Raw genomic sequence first — 15,987 nt, forward strand, 5'->3', positions numbered from 1 at the left:
CAAGCCGTAGGCAAAAAATTTTTTTAGACCCGCGCCTTGATCGTGACCCAATAGCGCGTCACCGCCTGTACCTGCACCGGCAACGAACGTTCAAGCGCGTGGAGGATCGCGTCGGTATCATTCAGCGGAAACACGCCGGTCAACAGTAAGCCGGCCACTGCCGCATCGCAGCGCAACAGCCCCGGGCGATAACGGCTCAACTCGGCAACGAACTGCCCCAGCGGCTGACGCTCGGCGATCAAGCGGTTCTCGGTCCAACTGCTGGCGTTGGCATTCACAGGCGCCAGCGTCGAGGCCTGGCTGGCGCTGAACCACAGGCTGTCCCCGGCATTCATCTGCACCGCGACACCGTGCACCGGACGCACCTGCACGCGCCCTTCATACAGGTCGACGCGGCTGCCATCGTCCACTTCACGCACGGCAAACCGGGTGCCCAAGGCCTGCACATCTCCGGCCGGGGTTTCGACGATCAATGGCCGGGACGGATCGTGGCCGCTGGTCAGCAGGATCTCGCCACGTATCAGGCGGATACGCCGCTCACTGGCGCTGAACCGCAGGTCGACCGCGCTGTTGCTGTTGAGGTCCAGGCGCGTGCCATCGCTCAAGGTCAGGTGACGAATCTCGTCGGTGGCGGTGCGGTAGTCGGCAAACGCCGCCTGCCAAGGCTGGCTGCTTTGCACCAGATAGCCGCTGCCACCGGCCACCAGCAACAGCCCGAGCAGTTTCAAGGCGGCGCGGCGTTGGGTGTCCGGTGTATCGCGTAACACCGCACGGGCACTGTCGACCGGCACACCGCCGAGGGTTTGCTGTAACTGCTGCAAGCGCTTCCAGGCGCGCCGGTGTTCCGGGTCGGCCTCCTGCCAGCGCGCGAAGGCCTGGCGCTGATCGCCGTCCATCTCGCCGCCCCACTGCAGCATCAACCACTCGCTGGCCTGCTCGACAATGGCCGGGGCAATCGGCGCTTCGTGCCGGGTTCTCATTCTTCGTAGACGACCTGATAGCAGGCGAGAATCGCCCGGGTCATGTACTTCTGCACTGAACTGACGGTCACCTCCAGGCGCTCGGCGATCTGTGCGTAGCTCAGCCCTTCGAACTGCGACAACAGGAACGCGCGGCGCACGTTGTCGGGCATGCGGTCGAGCATGGCGTCGATTTGCATCAGGGTTTCAAGGATCAATGCGCGGGTCTCAAGGGACGGCGACTCGGGCTCCGGCAGGTGGGCGATGCTTTCCAGGTAGGCGCGCTCGATGCGCAGGCGCCGCCATTGATCAATCACCAGGTTGCGGGCGATCTGTGTCAGGTAGCTGCGGCTTTCCTTGTCACCGGGAAAGCGCCCCGATACCAGCAAGCGCAGGAAGGTGTCCTGCGCCACATCGGCGGCGTGTTCGCGATCCCCCAGGCGTTTGCGCAGCCAGCCTTGCAGCCAGCCGTGATGGTCGCGATACAGGAGATGAAGCTGTTGCCGGCCGTCAGTCGCGGTGTCCATGAAAAGCTCAGATACGTTATTGAGAGCAATTATCATTACACCTTGTTGCGCGGCTGGCAAAGTTCTTTGTCATTCAGCGTCCGGCGGTTTGCAACGGATACACCGATTCCCAGCCACCGCCCAACGCCTTGTACAACCCGACCATGGCCAGAGACACGCCGGTGGAGCTTTCCACCCACTGCTCTTGCGTCGCCAGCAACGCGCTTTGCACCGTCAGCACGTTGACGAAATCCACCACGCCTTCGACGTATTGATGCTGCGCAGTAGCGAGGGCGATCTGGTTCTGCCGAACGGCTTCGGCAAGGCTGTCGCGGCGCAGTTGGCTGGCGTTGTAGCGGGTCAGTTGATCATCGATTTCATGCCAGGCCCGCAGCACGGTCTGCTGGTAGGCCAGGGCCGCTTCCTGTTGCTGGGCTTCGCGTAGATCGAGCATGCCTTGCAGCCGGCCACCGTTGAAAATCGGCAAGCTCAACTGCGGCCCAAATGCGAATGCACGGGAGCTCCATGAACCTAAGTCCGCCAACTGCAACGCCTGGGAGCCCACGCTGCCGGACAGGGTGATACGCGGGTAGAAGTCGCCCTTGGCCACGCCGATGGAAGCGGTGGCGGCATGCAAGCGCGCTTCGGCCTGACGGATGTCGGGGCGACGTTCGGCCAGTTGCGACGGCAGGCCAATGGCAACCTGACGTTGTGTCTGCGGCACGGCGGCGTCCTTGGACAGTTCGGCATACAGCGCTTGTGGCGGTTCGCCCATCAGCAGGCTCAGGGCGTTGATCAGTTGGTCCTGGCGTTGCTGCAAGTCCGGCAGGCGCGCCTCGATGGCGGCGACTTGAGCGGCGGCTTCGGCGACGTCCAGGTCAGTGGCAACCCCGTCGGCCAGGCGCAGCTGCGACAGCTTGAGGCTGTGGCGGGCGACGTCGAGGTTTTGCTCGGTGACGGCCCGGGTGTTCTGCACACCGCGCAGTTGGATGTAGTCCTGGGCAGTTTCCGCCAGCACTGACAACAGCACGGCACGGCGGTCGTTTTCGGCGACTTGCAGAGTGGCGTCGGCGGCTTCGGTTTCGCGTTTTACCCGGCCCCAGAAGTCCAGTTCCCAGGCGGCGGAGAACCCCATATCCCACTGGTTAAAGGCCGAGCGGCCATTCTTGCCGGAGGGATCGCTCAAGCCATCGGCGCTGTTGCGTTGGCGCAAATAATCCCCGGTGGCGTTGACGGTCGGGTAGCGCTCGGCGGTGATCACCTGGCGCGCCGCGCGGCTTTGTTGCAGGCGACTGCTGGCGAGTTTCAGGTCGAGGTTGTCGATCAGTGCACGACGCGTCAGCGCGGTGAGTTGCTGGTCATGGAACACTTCCCACCAACGCTCTTCCAACGGGTCGTTGACCGCATGACTGACGGCTTGTCGGCCCTGAGGCTCGGTCCATTTGCCCAGCGGGTTTTGCGGGCGCTGGAAGTCCGGGCCGACGGTGCAGGCACTCAGGCTGAACAAGCTCAAGGTAATCCAGGCGAGGCGTCTCATTGCTGGGCGACCTCCCGTGGCTGGGCGGCGGCGTGGGTGTCGACGCTGGCTTCCACCGACATGCCGACCCGCAGGCGCTCGGTCAGCGCCTGGCCGGGCTCCAGGATGATTTTCACCGGAATGCGCTGCACCACCTTGGTGAAGTTGCCGGTGGCGTTGTCCGGCTTGACTGAGGCAAACGTCACGCCGGTGGCCGGCGCCAGGCTTTCGAGATGCCCCTTGAGTACGTCACCGTCAAGACTGTCGACCCGCACTTCAACCGCTTGGCCTGCGTGCATGTGGGACAGTTGGGTCTCCTGGAAATTGGCCACCACATAAGCCTCGGCCAGCGGCACTACGGCGAGGATCTTGCTGCCCGGCGTCACATAGGCGCCAACCCGCACCGCGCGCTCACCGACCATGCCGTCCACCGGCGCGACGATGCGGGTGTACGACAACTGAAAGCTGGCCATTTCCAGTGCGGCCTGGGCACGTTTCAAACCGCCTTCGGCCGCATCCCGCTGGGCGCTGAGGATTTCCACCTGCTTGCGCTCGGCAGCCAGCACCGCCGTGGCACTCGCCAGGCGCGCAGTGGCCTGGTCGATGCGGGTCTTGGCTTGCTGGGCGTTCTGTACGGTGCCAGCGCCTACGCCGGCAAGGTGGTTGTAACGGTTCAGTTCATGTTCGGCGAACGCCACTTCGGCGCGATCCGCCGCCACGGTGGCCTGGGCCTGGGCGATCACCGAGCTTTGCCGCTCCAGGGTCGCCGTGGCATTTTTCAGTTGCGCCTGGGCCACCAATGTATCGGCGTCGGCCGCCTGGGCGGCGGCGCGAAAGTCACGGTCATCGATCAACGCCAGCAACTGGCCGGCCTTGACCCGCTGGTTGTCTTCCACCAGCACTTCCTTGATAAACCCGGCCACGCGTGGCGCCACCAGGGTGTAGTCGGCGGCGACGAAAGCGTCGTTGGTGGTCTGGCGCTTGCTGCCGAACACGCCCGGCGCCAGCAGGTAAACCAGCACACCCACGGCGAACACGGTGATGACGGTTACAGCGATTTTGTCTTTGCGTTTCATAACGATCCCTTTGGCTCAGTGAGCAATCAAGTCGGCGCCCGGGGCGGATAAATCCGCGTCGGCATCCAGAAAATCAGCAGGATCAACACCGCCGCGACACCGGCCATGACGTAGTAGAGATCCGAAGAAGTGAGCACCACGGCCTGCTGGTGCAAGCGATGGGCAAGGCCGGCGGCATCGCTGTCGGCCAGGGGCGAGTTGCCCAGGCTGTCCACCAACATGGTCGAGTGGAAATGCAGGCGGTGGGTGGTCAGGGCGTCGATCACGCCGGTGGCGACCACGGCGGCCAAGCCTTTGACGGTGTTGAACCACGCCGAGGCGAACGGCCCGTCCTGGGGCGTGATGCTGCCGGTGGAGAGCATCAACAGCGGCAACACCGCCATGGGTTGCCCGAAGATTTGCAGCAACTGCAGCGCGTAGAAATCATCGCGGATCCACGCCGACGTCAGTTGCGCCCCGCCCACACAGGACAGGATCAACATGCTCAAGCCGATGCCCAATACCCAGCGGCAATCGACCCAACGCAGGTTGCACAGCGCTGCCACCAACGGCAGCGCAATCAACTGCGGCAGCGCCATGATCAGCATCACCGGGGCAGTTTGCAGCGGGCGGTAGCCTTGCACCTGGGCCAGGTAGCTGGACGGAATGATGGTCACCGCCAGCAGCACGATCAGCACGCCGGCGAGCACAATCAGCGCGAACGCCAGGTTACGGATGCCGAGCATCTGCAACTTGAAAAACGGCATCGGGTGCGACCACTCGTTGATCATGAATAGCACCAGCAACACCAGGCCGCCGATCAGCAACGAGGTGATCAGCGGTGATTCGAGCCAGTCCAGGCGGTTGCCCTGCAACAGGCCGATCACCAGCATGCAGATCGCCGGGAACCCCAGCAGCAGGCCGCGCCAGTTGAACTGCTTGAAGCGCTCCAGGCGGACGGGATCCTGAGGCAAGCCGTAGGCCACAGCAGCCATGGCCAGCAGGCACGGCCCGACAATCTGCCAGAACGCCCATTGCCAGCCGACGTATTCGGTCCACATGGCCGCCAACGGTGTGCCGAGGCTGGGGCCGAAGGTTGCGGTCAGGGCGTAGCCGGCCAGGCCGTACAGCTTCACGTGGGCCGGCAGGAACCGCAGGGCCACGGTCATCAGCATCGGCGGCAAAGCGCCGCCGGCCAGGCCTTGCACGGTGCGCAAAATCAGCAGGCTTTCGTAATTCGGTGCGAACGGGCACAGCACGCCAAGCACGGTGAACAGCCCAATGGCGCACAGGGTGAAACGGCGCAGAGAGAACGTCACCGAACACCAGGGTGCAAAGGCCATCGCCGAGACGGAGGTGGCGGTGTACGCAGCCACCAGCCAGGTGCCTTCGTCGAAGCCGATGTACATCGCGCCGCGAATATCGGCGAGGGCGACTTTGGTCACCATCTCGTTGAGGCCGGACACCAGCACTGCGAGCAATACGCCCACCAGGCCGATGATGATGCGCGGGCCGAAAACGGGCGGGGTGATGGCGGTCGGCTTGGCTGCGGCCAGGGGTGCGGGAGCAGCGAGGGACGTCATGAACTACAACTCGGAATAAGAAATACCCGAGCAGTTTAATCAGGCTTAGACATGACAAAAAGTGACTTATAGGAAGCTTATAAGTGCACCAGACGCAATGATCAAAATGTAGGCGATCTCTGTGGGAGCCGGGCTTGCCCGCGACGGCATCACCTCGCTATTCCTGAAAAGCCGGGTCACCCGCATCGCAGGCAAGCCAGCTCCCACATTGACCGAGCTCACTTGCGACTCACGTGGGTTGCGCTTCTTGCCACGTCGCCTCGCAGCATTCACGCATGGTCTCGCGCAGCCATTTATGGGCCGGGTCTTTGTCGAAACGCGGGTGCCATGCCTGGGTCAACACCAGGGTCGGCAGGGAGATCGGCAGGGTGAAGGCGCGCAACGGCAGCTTCAGGCGATTGGCGCTGTAGAGCGCTTCCTTGGGCACCGGCAGGATCAGGTCGGAGTCCGGCAGCATGAACATCGCGCCGTGAAACCCCGGGGCGATCATGGCGACTCGACGTTCCAGGCCCTGGGCGTTGAGCGCCGTGTCGATCGGCCCACGGGCGATGCCGCGCCGGGAGATGCTGATGTGGGAGTAGCTGGCGAACCGTGCTGCGGTGATTTCCCCGTCGAACAACGGATGCCCTTCCCGCGCCAGCCCGACGAAGGTGGTGGTGAACAGGTTTTGCACCTTCACTTCCGGAGTGATCGGCATGGTGTTACCCACCCGCAGATCGAGCCGGCCTTCACGTAGGGCTTCGTCGTCGGTGTCGCCTTCGGGCACGAAGCGCAGCTCGCACAGCGGCGCCATGCGCTCCATGGTGTCGAACAGCCGACCGCCATACACCCCGACAAAAAAGTCATTGGCCCGCACGCTGAACCGGCGGCGCAACGTGCGCAAGTCCACTTCGTCCGCCGAGCGAAACAGCAGCGCCGCCTGTTCCACCACGTTACGCACCTGGCCTTGTAGCTCCAGGGCCTTGGGCGTCGGCACCAGGCCGCGACCGGCGCGCACCAGGATCGGATCGCCCACCGCCTCACGGATTCGCGTGAGGGTGCGGCTCATGGCGGCCGGGCTCAGGTTCATCCGCCGTGCGGCCCCCACCACACTGCCCTCGTCGAGCAAGGCGTCGAGGGCGACCAGCAGGTTCATGTCCGGTAATTGCATGCCAAGCACTCGTGATGGGTTGGGAGTGAACTTGGCGCAATCGTAGCAGGCTTCTCTGTAGGAGCGAGCTTGCTCGCGAAGAACGTTAACGGTAACGCGGGCATCCTGAAGGGACGCGTCGCCTGGGCATTTTTTCGCGAGCAAGCTCGCTCCTACAGGGAGCAGCAGGTGATTAGCGTTGCATGCCCCAACGCTTCACGGTGACCCGCTCCAGGGTGTCAAACACCAGGTTCTCCACCAGCAGACCGATCAGGATCACCACTGCCAAGCCGGCAAACACCTTGTCGGTGTACAGCTCGTTGCGGTTCTGGAAGATGTACCAGCCCAGCCCGCCCTTGCCGCTGGTGGCGCCGAATACCAACTCGGCCGCAATCAGCGTGCGCCAGGCAAACGCCCAGCCGATTTTCAGCCCGGCGAGGATCGACGGCAGCGCCGCCGGGATCAGGATGAACAGCACAAAACGCATGCCCTTGAGGCCGTAATTGCGACCGGCCATGCGCAGGGTTTCCGAGACACCGAGAAACCCGGAATAGGTGTTGAGCGCCAGCGCCCACAGCACTGAATGCACCAGCACGAAGATCAGGCTGTTCTGCCCCAGGCCAAACCACAACAGCGCCAGCGGCAGCAGGGCAATCGCCGGCAACGGGTTGAACATCGAGGTCAGGGTGCTCAGCAGGTCGCGGCCCAGCTGGGTCGACACCGCCAGGGTGGTCAGGGCAAACGCCAGCACAATGCCGATCAGATAACCCTTGATCAGCACTACCAGCGAGATGCTGACCTTGCTCAACAGCTCGCCACTGGCCATGCCGTCGTAGAACGCGCTCAGGGTCTGCAGGAAGCTTGGCAGCAGCAGGTCATTGTTCTGATAACGCGCGGCCGCTTCCCAGAGGATCGCGAGCACGATCAGGATCAGGCTTTTACGCAGCCAGCCTTGTTGCCACAAGCGCTGACGCCACGGCAACTCGCGCTCTACGCGAACACCGGGCAACGGTTCGAGGGTGATTTCATATTCCTGGCGCATGGTGGAACCCCTTCAATAAGCGATGCGGATATCGGCGAAACCCAGCTCGGTTTCCGCCTCGGGCGCTTCATCAAACAGCAGGCGATGAATACGCCGCGCCGAAGCCTGGAACTCCACACCGCCGAGGCTGTGCAGGTCGTATTGATGGCTGTGGATTTCCGCTCGCACACGCCCGGGATGCGGCGACAGCAACAGGATGCGGTTGCCCACCACCAGCGCTTCTTCGATGGAGTGCGTGACGAACAACAGCGTGAAGCGCACCTCTTCCCAGAGCAGCAATAGTTCTTCCTGCATCTTGCGTCGGGTCAGCGCATCGAGGGCGGCGAAGGGTTCGTCCATCAGCAGGATTTTCGGCTGCATGGCCAACGCCCGGGCGATGGCCACGCGGGCCTTCATGCCGCCGGACAGGGTGTGTGGATAGGCATCGGCAAAGGCCGTAAGGCCGACTTTTTCCAGGTAGTACAGGGCCCGCTCTTCGGCCTCGCGACGCTTCAGGGTCTTGGAAGCGAGCAGCGGGAACATGACGTTCTGCTTGACGGTTTTCCACGGCGGCAGTTGGTCGAACTCCTGGAACACCACGATGCGGTCCGGCCCTGGCTGCTCGACTTTTTGCCCAAGCAGACGGATCTCGCCCTCACACGGTTTGATAAAGCCGGCGATGGATTTCAGCAGCGTGGATTTGCCGCAGCCCGAAGGCCCCAACAGGACAAAGCGGTCCGCCGGGTCGATCTCGAAACTGACCTGATGGGTGGCCCGCACCACCCGTTCCGGCGTGCGGTATTCAAGGCTGACGTGGTCCACCGACAGCAGCGCTTCGATGGTTTTCGGGTTGCTGGCCGTGTGGCCTTGCAAGGGCGCGTTCATGTCAGCTCCCTTGCAGCGGTTTGGCGTCCTGGAAGAAGTAATCCTTCCACGATTCAGGTTTGTTTTTGATCGCGCCGACGCGGTAGAGGAATTCCGCCAGCGGATAGGTATTTTTCGGTGTGACGCTGAATTCGAATTGCGGGTTTTCGATGATTTTCAGCAGCTCGGCGCGGTCGATCTTGGCCTTGGTCACGCGGATGTAGGTATCGGCAGCGGCGCCTTTGTCGTTCTGGGCGAACTGCGCGGCTTCGGTCAGCGCCTCCACAAACGCCTTGTAGGTTTTCGGGTTGTCGTTGCGGAATTTCTCGGTGGCAAACAGCACGGTCGGCGAGTTGGGGCCGAGGATGTCGTAGGAGTTGAGCACCACGTGCACATTCGGGTTGGTCAGGGCCTGTTCCTGAAACGGCGGGTTGGAGAAGTGCCCGGTCAGCTCGGTGCCGCCGGCGATCAACGCAGCCGTGGCATCCGGGTGCGGGACGGCGACAGTGTACTTGTCGAGGCGATTGAATTCCTTGTCGCCCCACTGCTTGGCCGCGGCGTATTGCAGGAAGCGCGACTGTACGGAGACACCCACTGCGGGTACGGCAATGCGGTCTTTTTCGGTGAAGTCAGCAATGGTCTTGACCTTGGGATTGTTGCTCACCAGGTAGTAAGGGAAATTGCCCAGGGAGGCGACGGCTTTCACGTTCTGCTTGCCGTGGGTGCGGTCCCAGATGGTCAGCAGCGGGCCGACGCCAGCGCCGGCGATGTCGATGGAGCCGGAGAGCAACGCATCGTTGACGGCGGCGCCGCCGGACAGCTGGGTCCAGTCGACCTTGATGTCGATGCCTTCCTGCTTGCCGTATTTTTCGATCAGGTTCTGGTCACGTACCACGTTGAGCAACAGGTAGACGATGCCGAACTGCTCGGCGATGCGAATCTCGCCTTCGGCCTGGGCGGCCGCAGGTGCAACAAGGCTGCCGGCCACCAGGCTGACGCCCAGGCCGACCGTGGCGGCCAGGCGCGCAAATGGGATTTTTTTGGACATGGTCATGCTCCGGATCAGAAAGGCGCGTCGCCCTGGATGGTGGTGCGGTACAACTTGCGCCGCAGGTGGCTTGGGCAGCCGGCCGCCAGGTGGATCAGCGAGCGGTTGTCCCAGAACACCAGGTCGTGGGGCTGCCACTGATGGCGGTAGATGTTTTCGGGCAGCACGCTGTGGGCGTAGAGCTGGGCCAACAAGTCGCGACTTTCATCTTCCGGCAGGCCGACGATACGGGTGGTGAAGCCCTCGCTGACGAACAACGCCTTGCGGCCGTTTTCCGGGTGGGTGCGCACGATCGGGTGCACCACTTCCGCCACCTGAGCGAGCTGCTCAGGGGTGAGGGTCGGGCGCCAGTTGCCTTCGAATTTGGTTTCGCTGTAGCGCGCCGTGTAGGAGTGTGCGGCGCTGCGACCTTCGACAGCCTTGCGCAGGTGCTCGGGCAGGTGGTCCCAGGCTTTGTGCATGTCGGCGAACAAGGTGTCGCCGCCTTCGGACGGCAGCTCCTGGGCATGGAGCATTGAGCCGAGGCTCGGCAGCTCTTTGTAGGAGAGGTCCGAGTGCCAGAACTTGCCGGCGTCTCCCAGGCCGATGGATTGCCCATTTTCGATGATGTTGGAGACGATCAGGATTTCCGGGTGGTTGGCCAGGAGGAATTGTTTGAGCACGTGGATTTGCAGCACACCGAAGCGGCGGCTGAAGGCGATCTGTTGTTCGGGAGTGATGCGTTGGTCGCGGAAGACCACGACGTGATGATCCAGGTGCGCGCGATGGATGCGGGCGAAGTCCTGGTCGCTGATCGGACGGGTCAGGTCCAGGCCAACGATCTCGGCGCCGACGCTGCCGGGAAATGGACGGATCTCAAAGGTTTGTGCAGTATCGTTCGCTGTTGGAACAGTAGAGGTGGCAGACATGAGTTCACTCCCGGACGGTCAGGAGAGTGACTTTATAGTCATAAGAACGGCATTTTAAATACCGTTAATGAATATCGATATGGCTTTTGTACAGGCCATGGCGCTTGGGTGTTTTGGAGGGCCTCATCGCGGGCAAGCCCGGCTCCCACAGGGAAACATTCATTCCTGGGGGGCGGGCTTGCCTGGGCGTGCAGTCGGGATCAGCGCTCGTGCAACGCCTCTGCCCGCGCCCGAAGGATCGGCTTGAGCAAGTAGCTGAGGATGCTTTTCTTACCGGTGATGATGTCGACCGAAGCCACCATGCCGGGGATGATGATCAGCGGCTTTTCATCCGTGCCCAAGTGGCTGCGGTCGGTGCGCAGGGTGATCATGTAGTAGGTGGTTTTCTTGTCTTCGTCGGTGATGGTGTCGGCACCGATGCGCTCGAGCTTGGCTTTGAGACCGCCGTAGATGGTGTAGTCATAGGCGGTGAACTTGACCACCGCTTCTTGTCCCGGATGCAGGAAGGCGATGTCTTGCGGGCGTATCTTGGCTTCCACCAGCAGGGTGTCATCCAGCGGCACGATTTCCACCATGTCGCTGCCTGGCTGGATCACGCCGCCTACGGTGTTCACCAGCAGCTGCTTGACGATGCCGCGTACCGGCGAGGTCACCAGGGTACGGCTGACACGATCTTCCAGGGCCTTGCCGGTAGACGCAGCCTTGTTCAGTTCGGTACGGGCTTCGTTGAGTTGCGTCAGGGCCTCACTGCGGAATTTGCCGCGGGTTTCGTCGATCTTGCGCTGCACTTCCTTAATCGCCGATTCGGCACGTGGAATCGCCAGGGTGGTTGCATCGAGCTGGCCACGGGTTTCCATTTCCGCACGCTTGAGCCGCAGCACTTCAACCGGAGAAACCGCGCCCTGGGCCACCAACGGCTCGGACATGTTGATTTCCTGGCGCTGCAACGACAGCTGGTTGCGGTATTGGCCTTGCTTGGAGGAGAACTCGCGCAGTTCCTGTTGACGCTGCACCAGTTGCTCCTGCAACCCGCCGACTTCGTCCTTGAGCTGCTGGCGACGGCTTTCGTACAGCGAGCGCTCACTGGCGGCCTGGCTTGGCGCGGCCTTGAGCACGTCGTCCGGAATATTCAGCGGACGGTCATCCACCTGCGCGCTCAAGCGTTCGACCCGCAGCAACATCGACAACCGCAGGGCTTCGGTTTCGCCGGCGTTGGACACAAAGCGCGTGTCATCCAGACGAATCAACGGCGCCCCGGCTTCGACGATCTGGCCTTCCTTGACGTACAGCTCTGCGACGATACCGCCTTCAAGGTTTTGGATTTTCTGCAGTTTGGAGGACGGAATCGCCTTGCCGTCGCCGCGCGTCACTTCGTCGATACTGGAGAAATACGCCCAGCCCACCAGAAACAGGAAAAACGCGATGATCGCCCAGATGGTCAGGCGGATGACCCGCGGCGCATCTTCGATCAGTGCTTTGTTGACCTCGGGCAGCGGCTGGTCTTGCAGGGATTCGGAGCCTTTGAAGTAGCGGCCAATCGCGTTTTTGAAGGACTTAAGCGACACTGATTTGCCCCTTTTTCAACGCTTCCATGACGGCGGCTTTCGGGCCATCGGCGAGAATCTGACCACGATCGACCACCAACAGGCGGTCCACCAGGGACAGCAGCGAGGCGCGGTGCGTGACCAGCACGACCGTCTTGTTTTGCACCACAGCTTGCAGGCGTTGTTTCAAGCGTTCTTCACCGGTGTTGTCCATGGCGCTGGTCGGTTCGTCGAGCAGCAGGATAGGCGGGTTGAGCAATAAGGCACGGGCCAGCGCGACGTTCTGCCGCTGGCCGCCGGACAGGTTCTGCCCGCGCTCGCCGACTTGCAGTTCGTAACCTTGGGGGTGCAGGCGGGCGAACTCGTGGACACCGGCCAATTCCGCGGCTTGCAGGACCATTTCGTCTTCGACATAGCGGGCACCGGATACCAGGTTATCGCGCAGGGTGCCGGCGAGCAGTTGGATGTCCTGGGGCACGTAGCCGATGTTGTGGCGCAACTCGCTGACGTCGATCTGGCGAACGTCCACGCCGTCCACCAGCAAGGCGCCGGAGTCAGGCTGGTAGAGGCCGACAATCAATTTGGCGAGTGAGCTTTTACCCGAACCACTGCGTCCGATAATGCCGATTTTTTCCCCGGGTTTGATCACCAGGTTGAGGTTTTTCAGCGCGGCGTTTTGCTGGTCCGGGTAGGTGAAGTTCAGGCCCCGGCATTCGATCGCACCTTGCAGCGTGCGGCGGCTCATCGGACGCTCTTCGAAGTTGCGCTCTTGGGGCAACTCCATCATCTGGTCTACCGATTTCATGGTGACTTTGGCTTGCTGGTAACGGGTCAGCAGGCCAGACAGCGAAGCCAGCGGGCTCAAGGCACGGCCACTGAGCATGTAGCAGGCAATCAGGCCGCCCATGCTCAGGTTGCCATCGATGATCTGGTAAACACCGAAGCAAATCATCACGACGCCCGCCAATTGCTGAATCAGCAGCGTCATGTTCATCGACAGGCCCGACAGCAACTTCACCCGCAGTTCCAGACGGCTGAGGGTGCCAATGGTTTGTTCCCACTGGTATTGACGTTCACTTTCGGCGTTATTGACCTTGACCGCGTCCAGCCCGGCGAGGGTTTCGATCAGGCTGGACTGGCGCTCGGCGGCCAGGGCCATGGTTCGCTCCATGGTCGCCACCAGGGGCTTTTGCAAGGCATAACCGATGCCCAGGGCCAGCGGGAACGCCAACACCGGGATCCACACCAGGTGCCCGCCGAGGATAGCGATCACCAGGAAAATCAGCAGGGTGAACGGCAGGTCGATCAGGCTGGTGAGGGTCAGCGACGCGAGGAAATCCCGCAGGCTCTGAAACTCGTGGATATTTTGGGCAAAGCTGCCCACCCGCGCCGGGCGGTATTTCATGGACATCCCGACAATGCGCTCGAACAGCGTCGCCGAGATAATCAGGTCAGTTTTTTTCCCGGCCAGGTCCAGGCACAAACTGCGCAGGCTCTTGAGGATCAGATCGAACAGATAGGCGCCACCAATGCCGATAGCCAGCACCCACAAGGTGGCCGTGGCCTGGTTCGGCACTACACGGTCATAGACGTTCATCACGAACAGCGGTGCGGCCATGGCGATGATGTTGATCAGGAAACTGGCGGCGATGGCGTCGGTGTAAAGCCAGCGCGAGCGCTTCAAGGTGTCGCGGAACCAGGAGCGGGCACGGGGAATCAGGGTGCCGTGGTTGACGTCGAACTTGTGCTGGGGTTGGGCGAAGAACACTTTGCCGGTGTAATCATCGGCCAGCACGTCGCGCTTGATGATGACTTCACCGCCGTCGCTTTCGCTCAGCAGAATGCGGGCTTCGTCCTCGCCGTGCCAACCGACCAACACCGTGCTGCGACCGTCCTTGAGCAACAGCAAGGCCGGCAGGGCGATGGTCGGAATCTGTTCCAGCTTGCGTTGCAACAAACGCCCCTGGAGCCCCGCGCGTGCGGCGGCGCGAGGCAGCAGTTCGGCGCTCAGGCGTTGCGCAGGCAACGGCAGGCCGGTGGTGAGCATCGCCGCGCTGGCAGGTTTCTGATGCAGTGCACAAAGCGCAAGCAACCCGTCGAGTAACGGGTCGTCGTGCAGCATGCGTGGATCATGACTGAGATGAACTCGACTGACTTCTGATTCCACGCGGGTACTCTCGACTAACAGATGGGGCTTGGAGGGGTGGCTCAATTCATCCCTGGCAGTTGGACTTTAGGCTTCACGTCGTTTTGCACGACGGAGGCCATTGGCGCGACCACTCCCTGGCTTTTGAGCAATTCGCCCATGGTCGCCTTGATTCGGTACTGAGTAAATAACTGAATGTTTTTGATCTCTTCCAAACGGCGGGAAGCGGTGAACAGTTCGTTCTCGCTGTCGAGCAAATCGAGCAGGGTACGTTGGCCCAAACTGAATTGCTGCTGGTAGGAAGTGCGTACTCGGGTGCTGTGATCGACGTATTGCTGGGCGATCGGCACTTGGGCGTTGGCGTTGTTCAGAGCGTTCCAGGCCAGGCCCAGCTCCTCGTTCAACTGGCGCAAGGCGTTATTGCGGATATCCAGGGCCTGGTTGGACAGGGCCGATTTGGATTCCAGGTCAGCTTTGTTGCTGCCCCCGGAGTAAAGGTTGAAGCGCATGCGCAACATGGCTTCCCAGCCATTGCTGTGGGACGGGTCACCGCTGACGTTGTTGTCGGCATTGGTGCCGAGTTCAGCATCGAAACGCGGGTAGAACGTCGATTTGGCGGCTTGGTACTGCTGTTCGGTTGCGACGATGTCGGATTCAGCCGAGCGCAGGATCGGGCTGTTGTCGAGCATCTGGCGACGCGCTTCGTTCAGGTCGGCTGGCAGCATTGTCATGAACGGTGCCGGGCGCTCCAACTGATCAGGCATCTGGCCCACGGCACTCAGATAGTTAGTCTGGGAGTCGGCCAGGTTGGTCTGCTCGGTGATCAGGTTGTTACGGGCTTGAGCCAGGCGGGCTTCAGCCTGGTCCTGGTCAGCACCGTTACCGACGCCGCGCTGGGTGCGCAGTTTGATCTGGTCGTAGATGCGCTCGTGATTGCGCAGGTTCTCTTCAGCCAGGCGCACGAATTCACGACGGGTCAGCACGTCCAGGTAGACCTGGGCAACGGTCAGGCCGGTGCGCTCAGAGGTGCCGAGCAACGAATAGGCACGGGAGTTAACGGTGGCTTGTTGACGCCCTACTTCGCTGGAAGTGGCAAAACCGTCAAAAATCATTTGCTGCAGGCGCAGGCTCGATTCGCCGCGGTTGAGCGTGTCCCATTGGTTGTTGCCACGGCCATTGGCGGCACGAGTGGTGGAGTTGTCCACGCCTTCACGACCGTAGCCGGCGGCCACATCCACCTTCGGCAGGTAGCCACCTTGGGCGGCTCGCAATTGGTAGTCGGCGGCGATACGACTATTTACGCCGGCCTGAATCTCAGGGTGCACGTCGAGCGCTTGTTGCATGGCCTGAGGCAATGTTTGGGCGTGTACAAAACTCGCGGCGAGGACGAACGGCAGTGCCTTAAACAGGTGCAAACGCATTTCAAAAATTCCCCAGGACTTCTTGTCTCAAATCACAGCAGATCGAGTCGCTGTGTCGGAAAATGGCAACCGTAATGACCGTACGTCGGAAAGTTCAAAAGCGGAACTGGTTCACACATGTAGGACGGTTCGCCGCATAAATATCAATGTGACATTAGTGGGGCGATTGTTTAGGATGGCGGCCATAAGGTCAATAGTTTGGCATAAAGTTAATTCCTAAAAATTATCGCCAAATTATTGACGAATCACCTGTCAAAAGTCTTAACACCTCCAAACTGACGCTAACT

General features: G+C 61.7%; 13 protein-coding genes. All 13 read right to left on the bottom strand.

Translation table 11 applies throughout. The annotated features are described in order from the left end of the window. Positions 1–23: 23 nt before the first annotated feature. Positions 24–980: a FecR domain-containing protein gene (locus tag ACUN0G_RS12235; RefSeq protein ID WP_445573544.1), complete on the bottom strand. Its 957-nt coding sequence runs from the start codon at positions 978–980 to the stop codon at positions 24–26. Further along, positions 977–1,486 carry a sigma-70 family RNA polymerase sigma factor gene (locus ACUN0G_RS12240; protein ID WP_008433639.1) on the bottom strand — a complete coding sequence of 170 codons (510 nt, stop codon included), beginning with the start codon at positions 1,484–1,486 and terminating at the stop codon, positions 977–979. Before ACUN0G_RS12240 ends, ACUN0G_RS12235 begins: the two co-directional genes overlap by 4 nt. Positions 1,487–1,559: 73 nt before the next feature. Beyond that, on the bottom strand, positions 1,560–3,002 hold the full coding sequence (locus tag ACUN0G_RS12245; protein WP_445573545.1) for an efflux transporter outer membrane subunit: 1,443 nt from the start codon (positions 3,000–3,002) through the stop codon (positions 1,560–1,562). Then, the gene (locus ACUN0G_RS12250; RefSeq protein WP_093203138.1) at positions 2,999–4,057 is read right to left on the bottom strand and encodes an HlyD family secretion protein; all 1,059 of its coding nucleotides are present in this window, start codon (positions 4,055–4,057) and stop codon (positions 2,999–3,001) included. Before ACUN0G_RS12250 ends, ACUN0G_RS12245 begins: the two co-directional genes overlap by 4 nt. 26 nt (positions 4,058–4,083) lie before the next feature. Further along, a complete protein-coding gene (locus tag ACUN0G_RS12255; RefSeq protein ID WP_445573546.1) occupies positions 4,084–5,619 on the bottom strand; it encodes an MFS transporter in 1,536 nt (511 codons plus the stop codon). A gap of 229 nt (positions 5,620–5,848) precedes the next feature. After that, positions 5,849–6,769, bottom strand: a complete 921-nt coding sequence (locus ACUN0G_RS12260; protein ID WP_063033667.1) for a LysR family transcriptional regulator — start codon at positions 6,767–6,769, stop codon at positions 5,849–5,851. A 172-nt stretch (positions 6,770–6,941) separates the two neighbouring features. Further along, entirely contained in the window at positions 6,942–7,790 is an 849-nt protein-coding gene (locus ACUN0G_RS12265) for an ABC transporter permease (protein ID WP_003218225.1), read from the bottom strand. Between the two features lie 12 nt (positions 7,791–7,802). After that, the gene (locus ACUN0G_RS12270) at positions 7,803–8,654 is read right to left on the bottom strand and encodes an ABC transporter ATP-binding protein (protein ID WP_421524476.1); all 852 of its coding nucleotides are present in this window, start codon (positions 8,652–8,654) and stop codon (positions 7,803–7,805) included. Position 8,655: 1 nt separating this feature from the next. Continuing rightward, positions 8,656–9,681, bottom strand: a complete 1,026-nt coding sequence (locus ACUN0G_RS12275; RefSeq protein WP_445573547.1) for an ABC transporter substrate-binding protein — start codon at positions 9,679–9,681, stop codon at positions 8,656–8,658. 14 nt (positions 9,682–9,695) lie between these two features. Continuing rightward, positions 9,696–10,589 (bottom strand): TauD/TfdA dioxygenase family protein, encoded by an 894-nt coding sequence (locus ACUN0G_RS12280; protein ID WP_445573548.1) that lies wholly within the window; start codon positions 10,587–10,589, stop codon positions 9,696–9,698. A gap of 200 nt (positions 10,590–10,789) precedes the next feature. Next, positions 10,790–12,154: an HlyD family type I secretion periplasmic adaptor subunit gene (locus tag ACUN0G_RS12285; protein ID WP_258343067.1), complete on the bottom strand. Its 1,365-nt coding sequence runs from the start codon at positions 12,152–12,154 to the stop codon at positions 10,790–10,792. Further along, positions 12,144–14,300, bottom strand: a complete 2,157-nt coding sequence (locus tag ACUN0G_RS12290; protein WP_258343066.1) for a type I secretion system permease/ATPase — start codon at positions 14,298–14,300, stop codon at positions 12,144–12,146. Before ACUN0G_RS12290 ends, ACUN0G_RS12285 begins: the two co-directional genes overlap by 11 nt. A 41-nt stretch (positions 14,301–14,341) precedes the next feature. Further along, positions 14,342–15,700 (bottom strand): TolC family outer membrane protein, encoded by a 1,359-nt coding sequence (locus tag ACUN0G_RS12295; protein ID WP_258343065.1) that lies wholly within the window; start codon positions 15,698–15,700, stop codon positions 14,342–14,344. Positions 15,701–15,987 lie beyond the last annotated feature (287 nt).

It is taken from the genome of Pseudomonas sp. 32A, assembly GCF_052682255.1.

Coding starts and splice junctions, on each gene's coding strand:
- ACUN0G_RS12235 (WP_445573544.1), bottom strand. CDS start 980: ATGAGAACCCGGCACGAAGCGCCGATTGCCCCGGCCATTGTCGAGCAG.
- ACUN0G_RS12240 (WP_008433639.1), bottom strand. CDS start 1,486: ATGGACACCGCGACTGACGGCCGGCAACAGCTTCATCTCCTGTATCGC.
- ACUN0G_RS12245 (WP_445573545.1), bottom strand. CDS start 3,002: ATGAGACGCCTCGCCTGGATTACCTTGAGCTTGTTCAGCCTGAGTGCC.
- ACUN0G_RS12250 (WP_093203138.1), bottom strand. CDS start 4,057: ATGAAACGCAAAGACAAAATCGCTGTAACCGTCATCACCGTGTTCGCC.
- ACUN0G_RS12255 (WP_445573546.1), bottom strand. CDS start 5,619: ATGACGTCCCTCGCTGCTCCCGCACCCCTGGCCGCAGCCAAGCCGACC.
- ACUN0G_RS12260 (WP_063033667.1), bottom strand. CDS start 6,769: ATGCAATTACCGGACATGAACCTGCTGGTCGCCCTCGACGCCTTGCTC.
- ACUN0G_RS12265 (WP_003218225.1), bottom strand. CDS start 7,790: ATGCGCCAGGAATATGAAATCACCCTCGAACCGTTGCCCGGTGTTCGC.
- ACUN0G_RS12270 (WP_421524476.1), bottom strand. CDS start 8,654: ATGAACGCGCCCTTGCAAGGCCACACGGCCAGCAACCCGAAAACCATC.
- ACUN0G_RS12275 (WP_445573547.1), bottom strand. CDS start 9,681: ATGTCCAAAAAAATCCCATTTGCGCGCCTGGCCGCCACGGTCGGCCTG.
- ACUN0G_RS12280 (WP_445573548.1), bottom strand. CDS start 10,589: ATGTCTGCCACCTCTACTGTTCCAACAGCGAACGATACTGCACAAACC.
- ACUN0G_RS12295 (WP_258343065.1), bottom strand. CDS start 15,700: ATGCGTTTGCACCTGTTTAAGGCACTGCCGTTCGTCCTCGCCGCGAGT.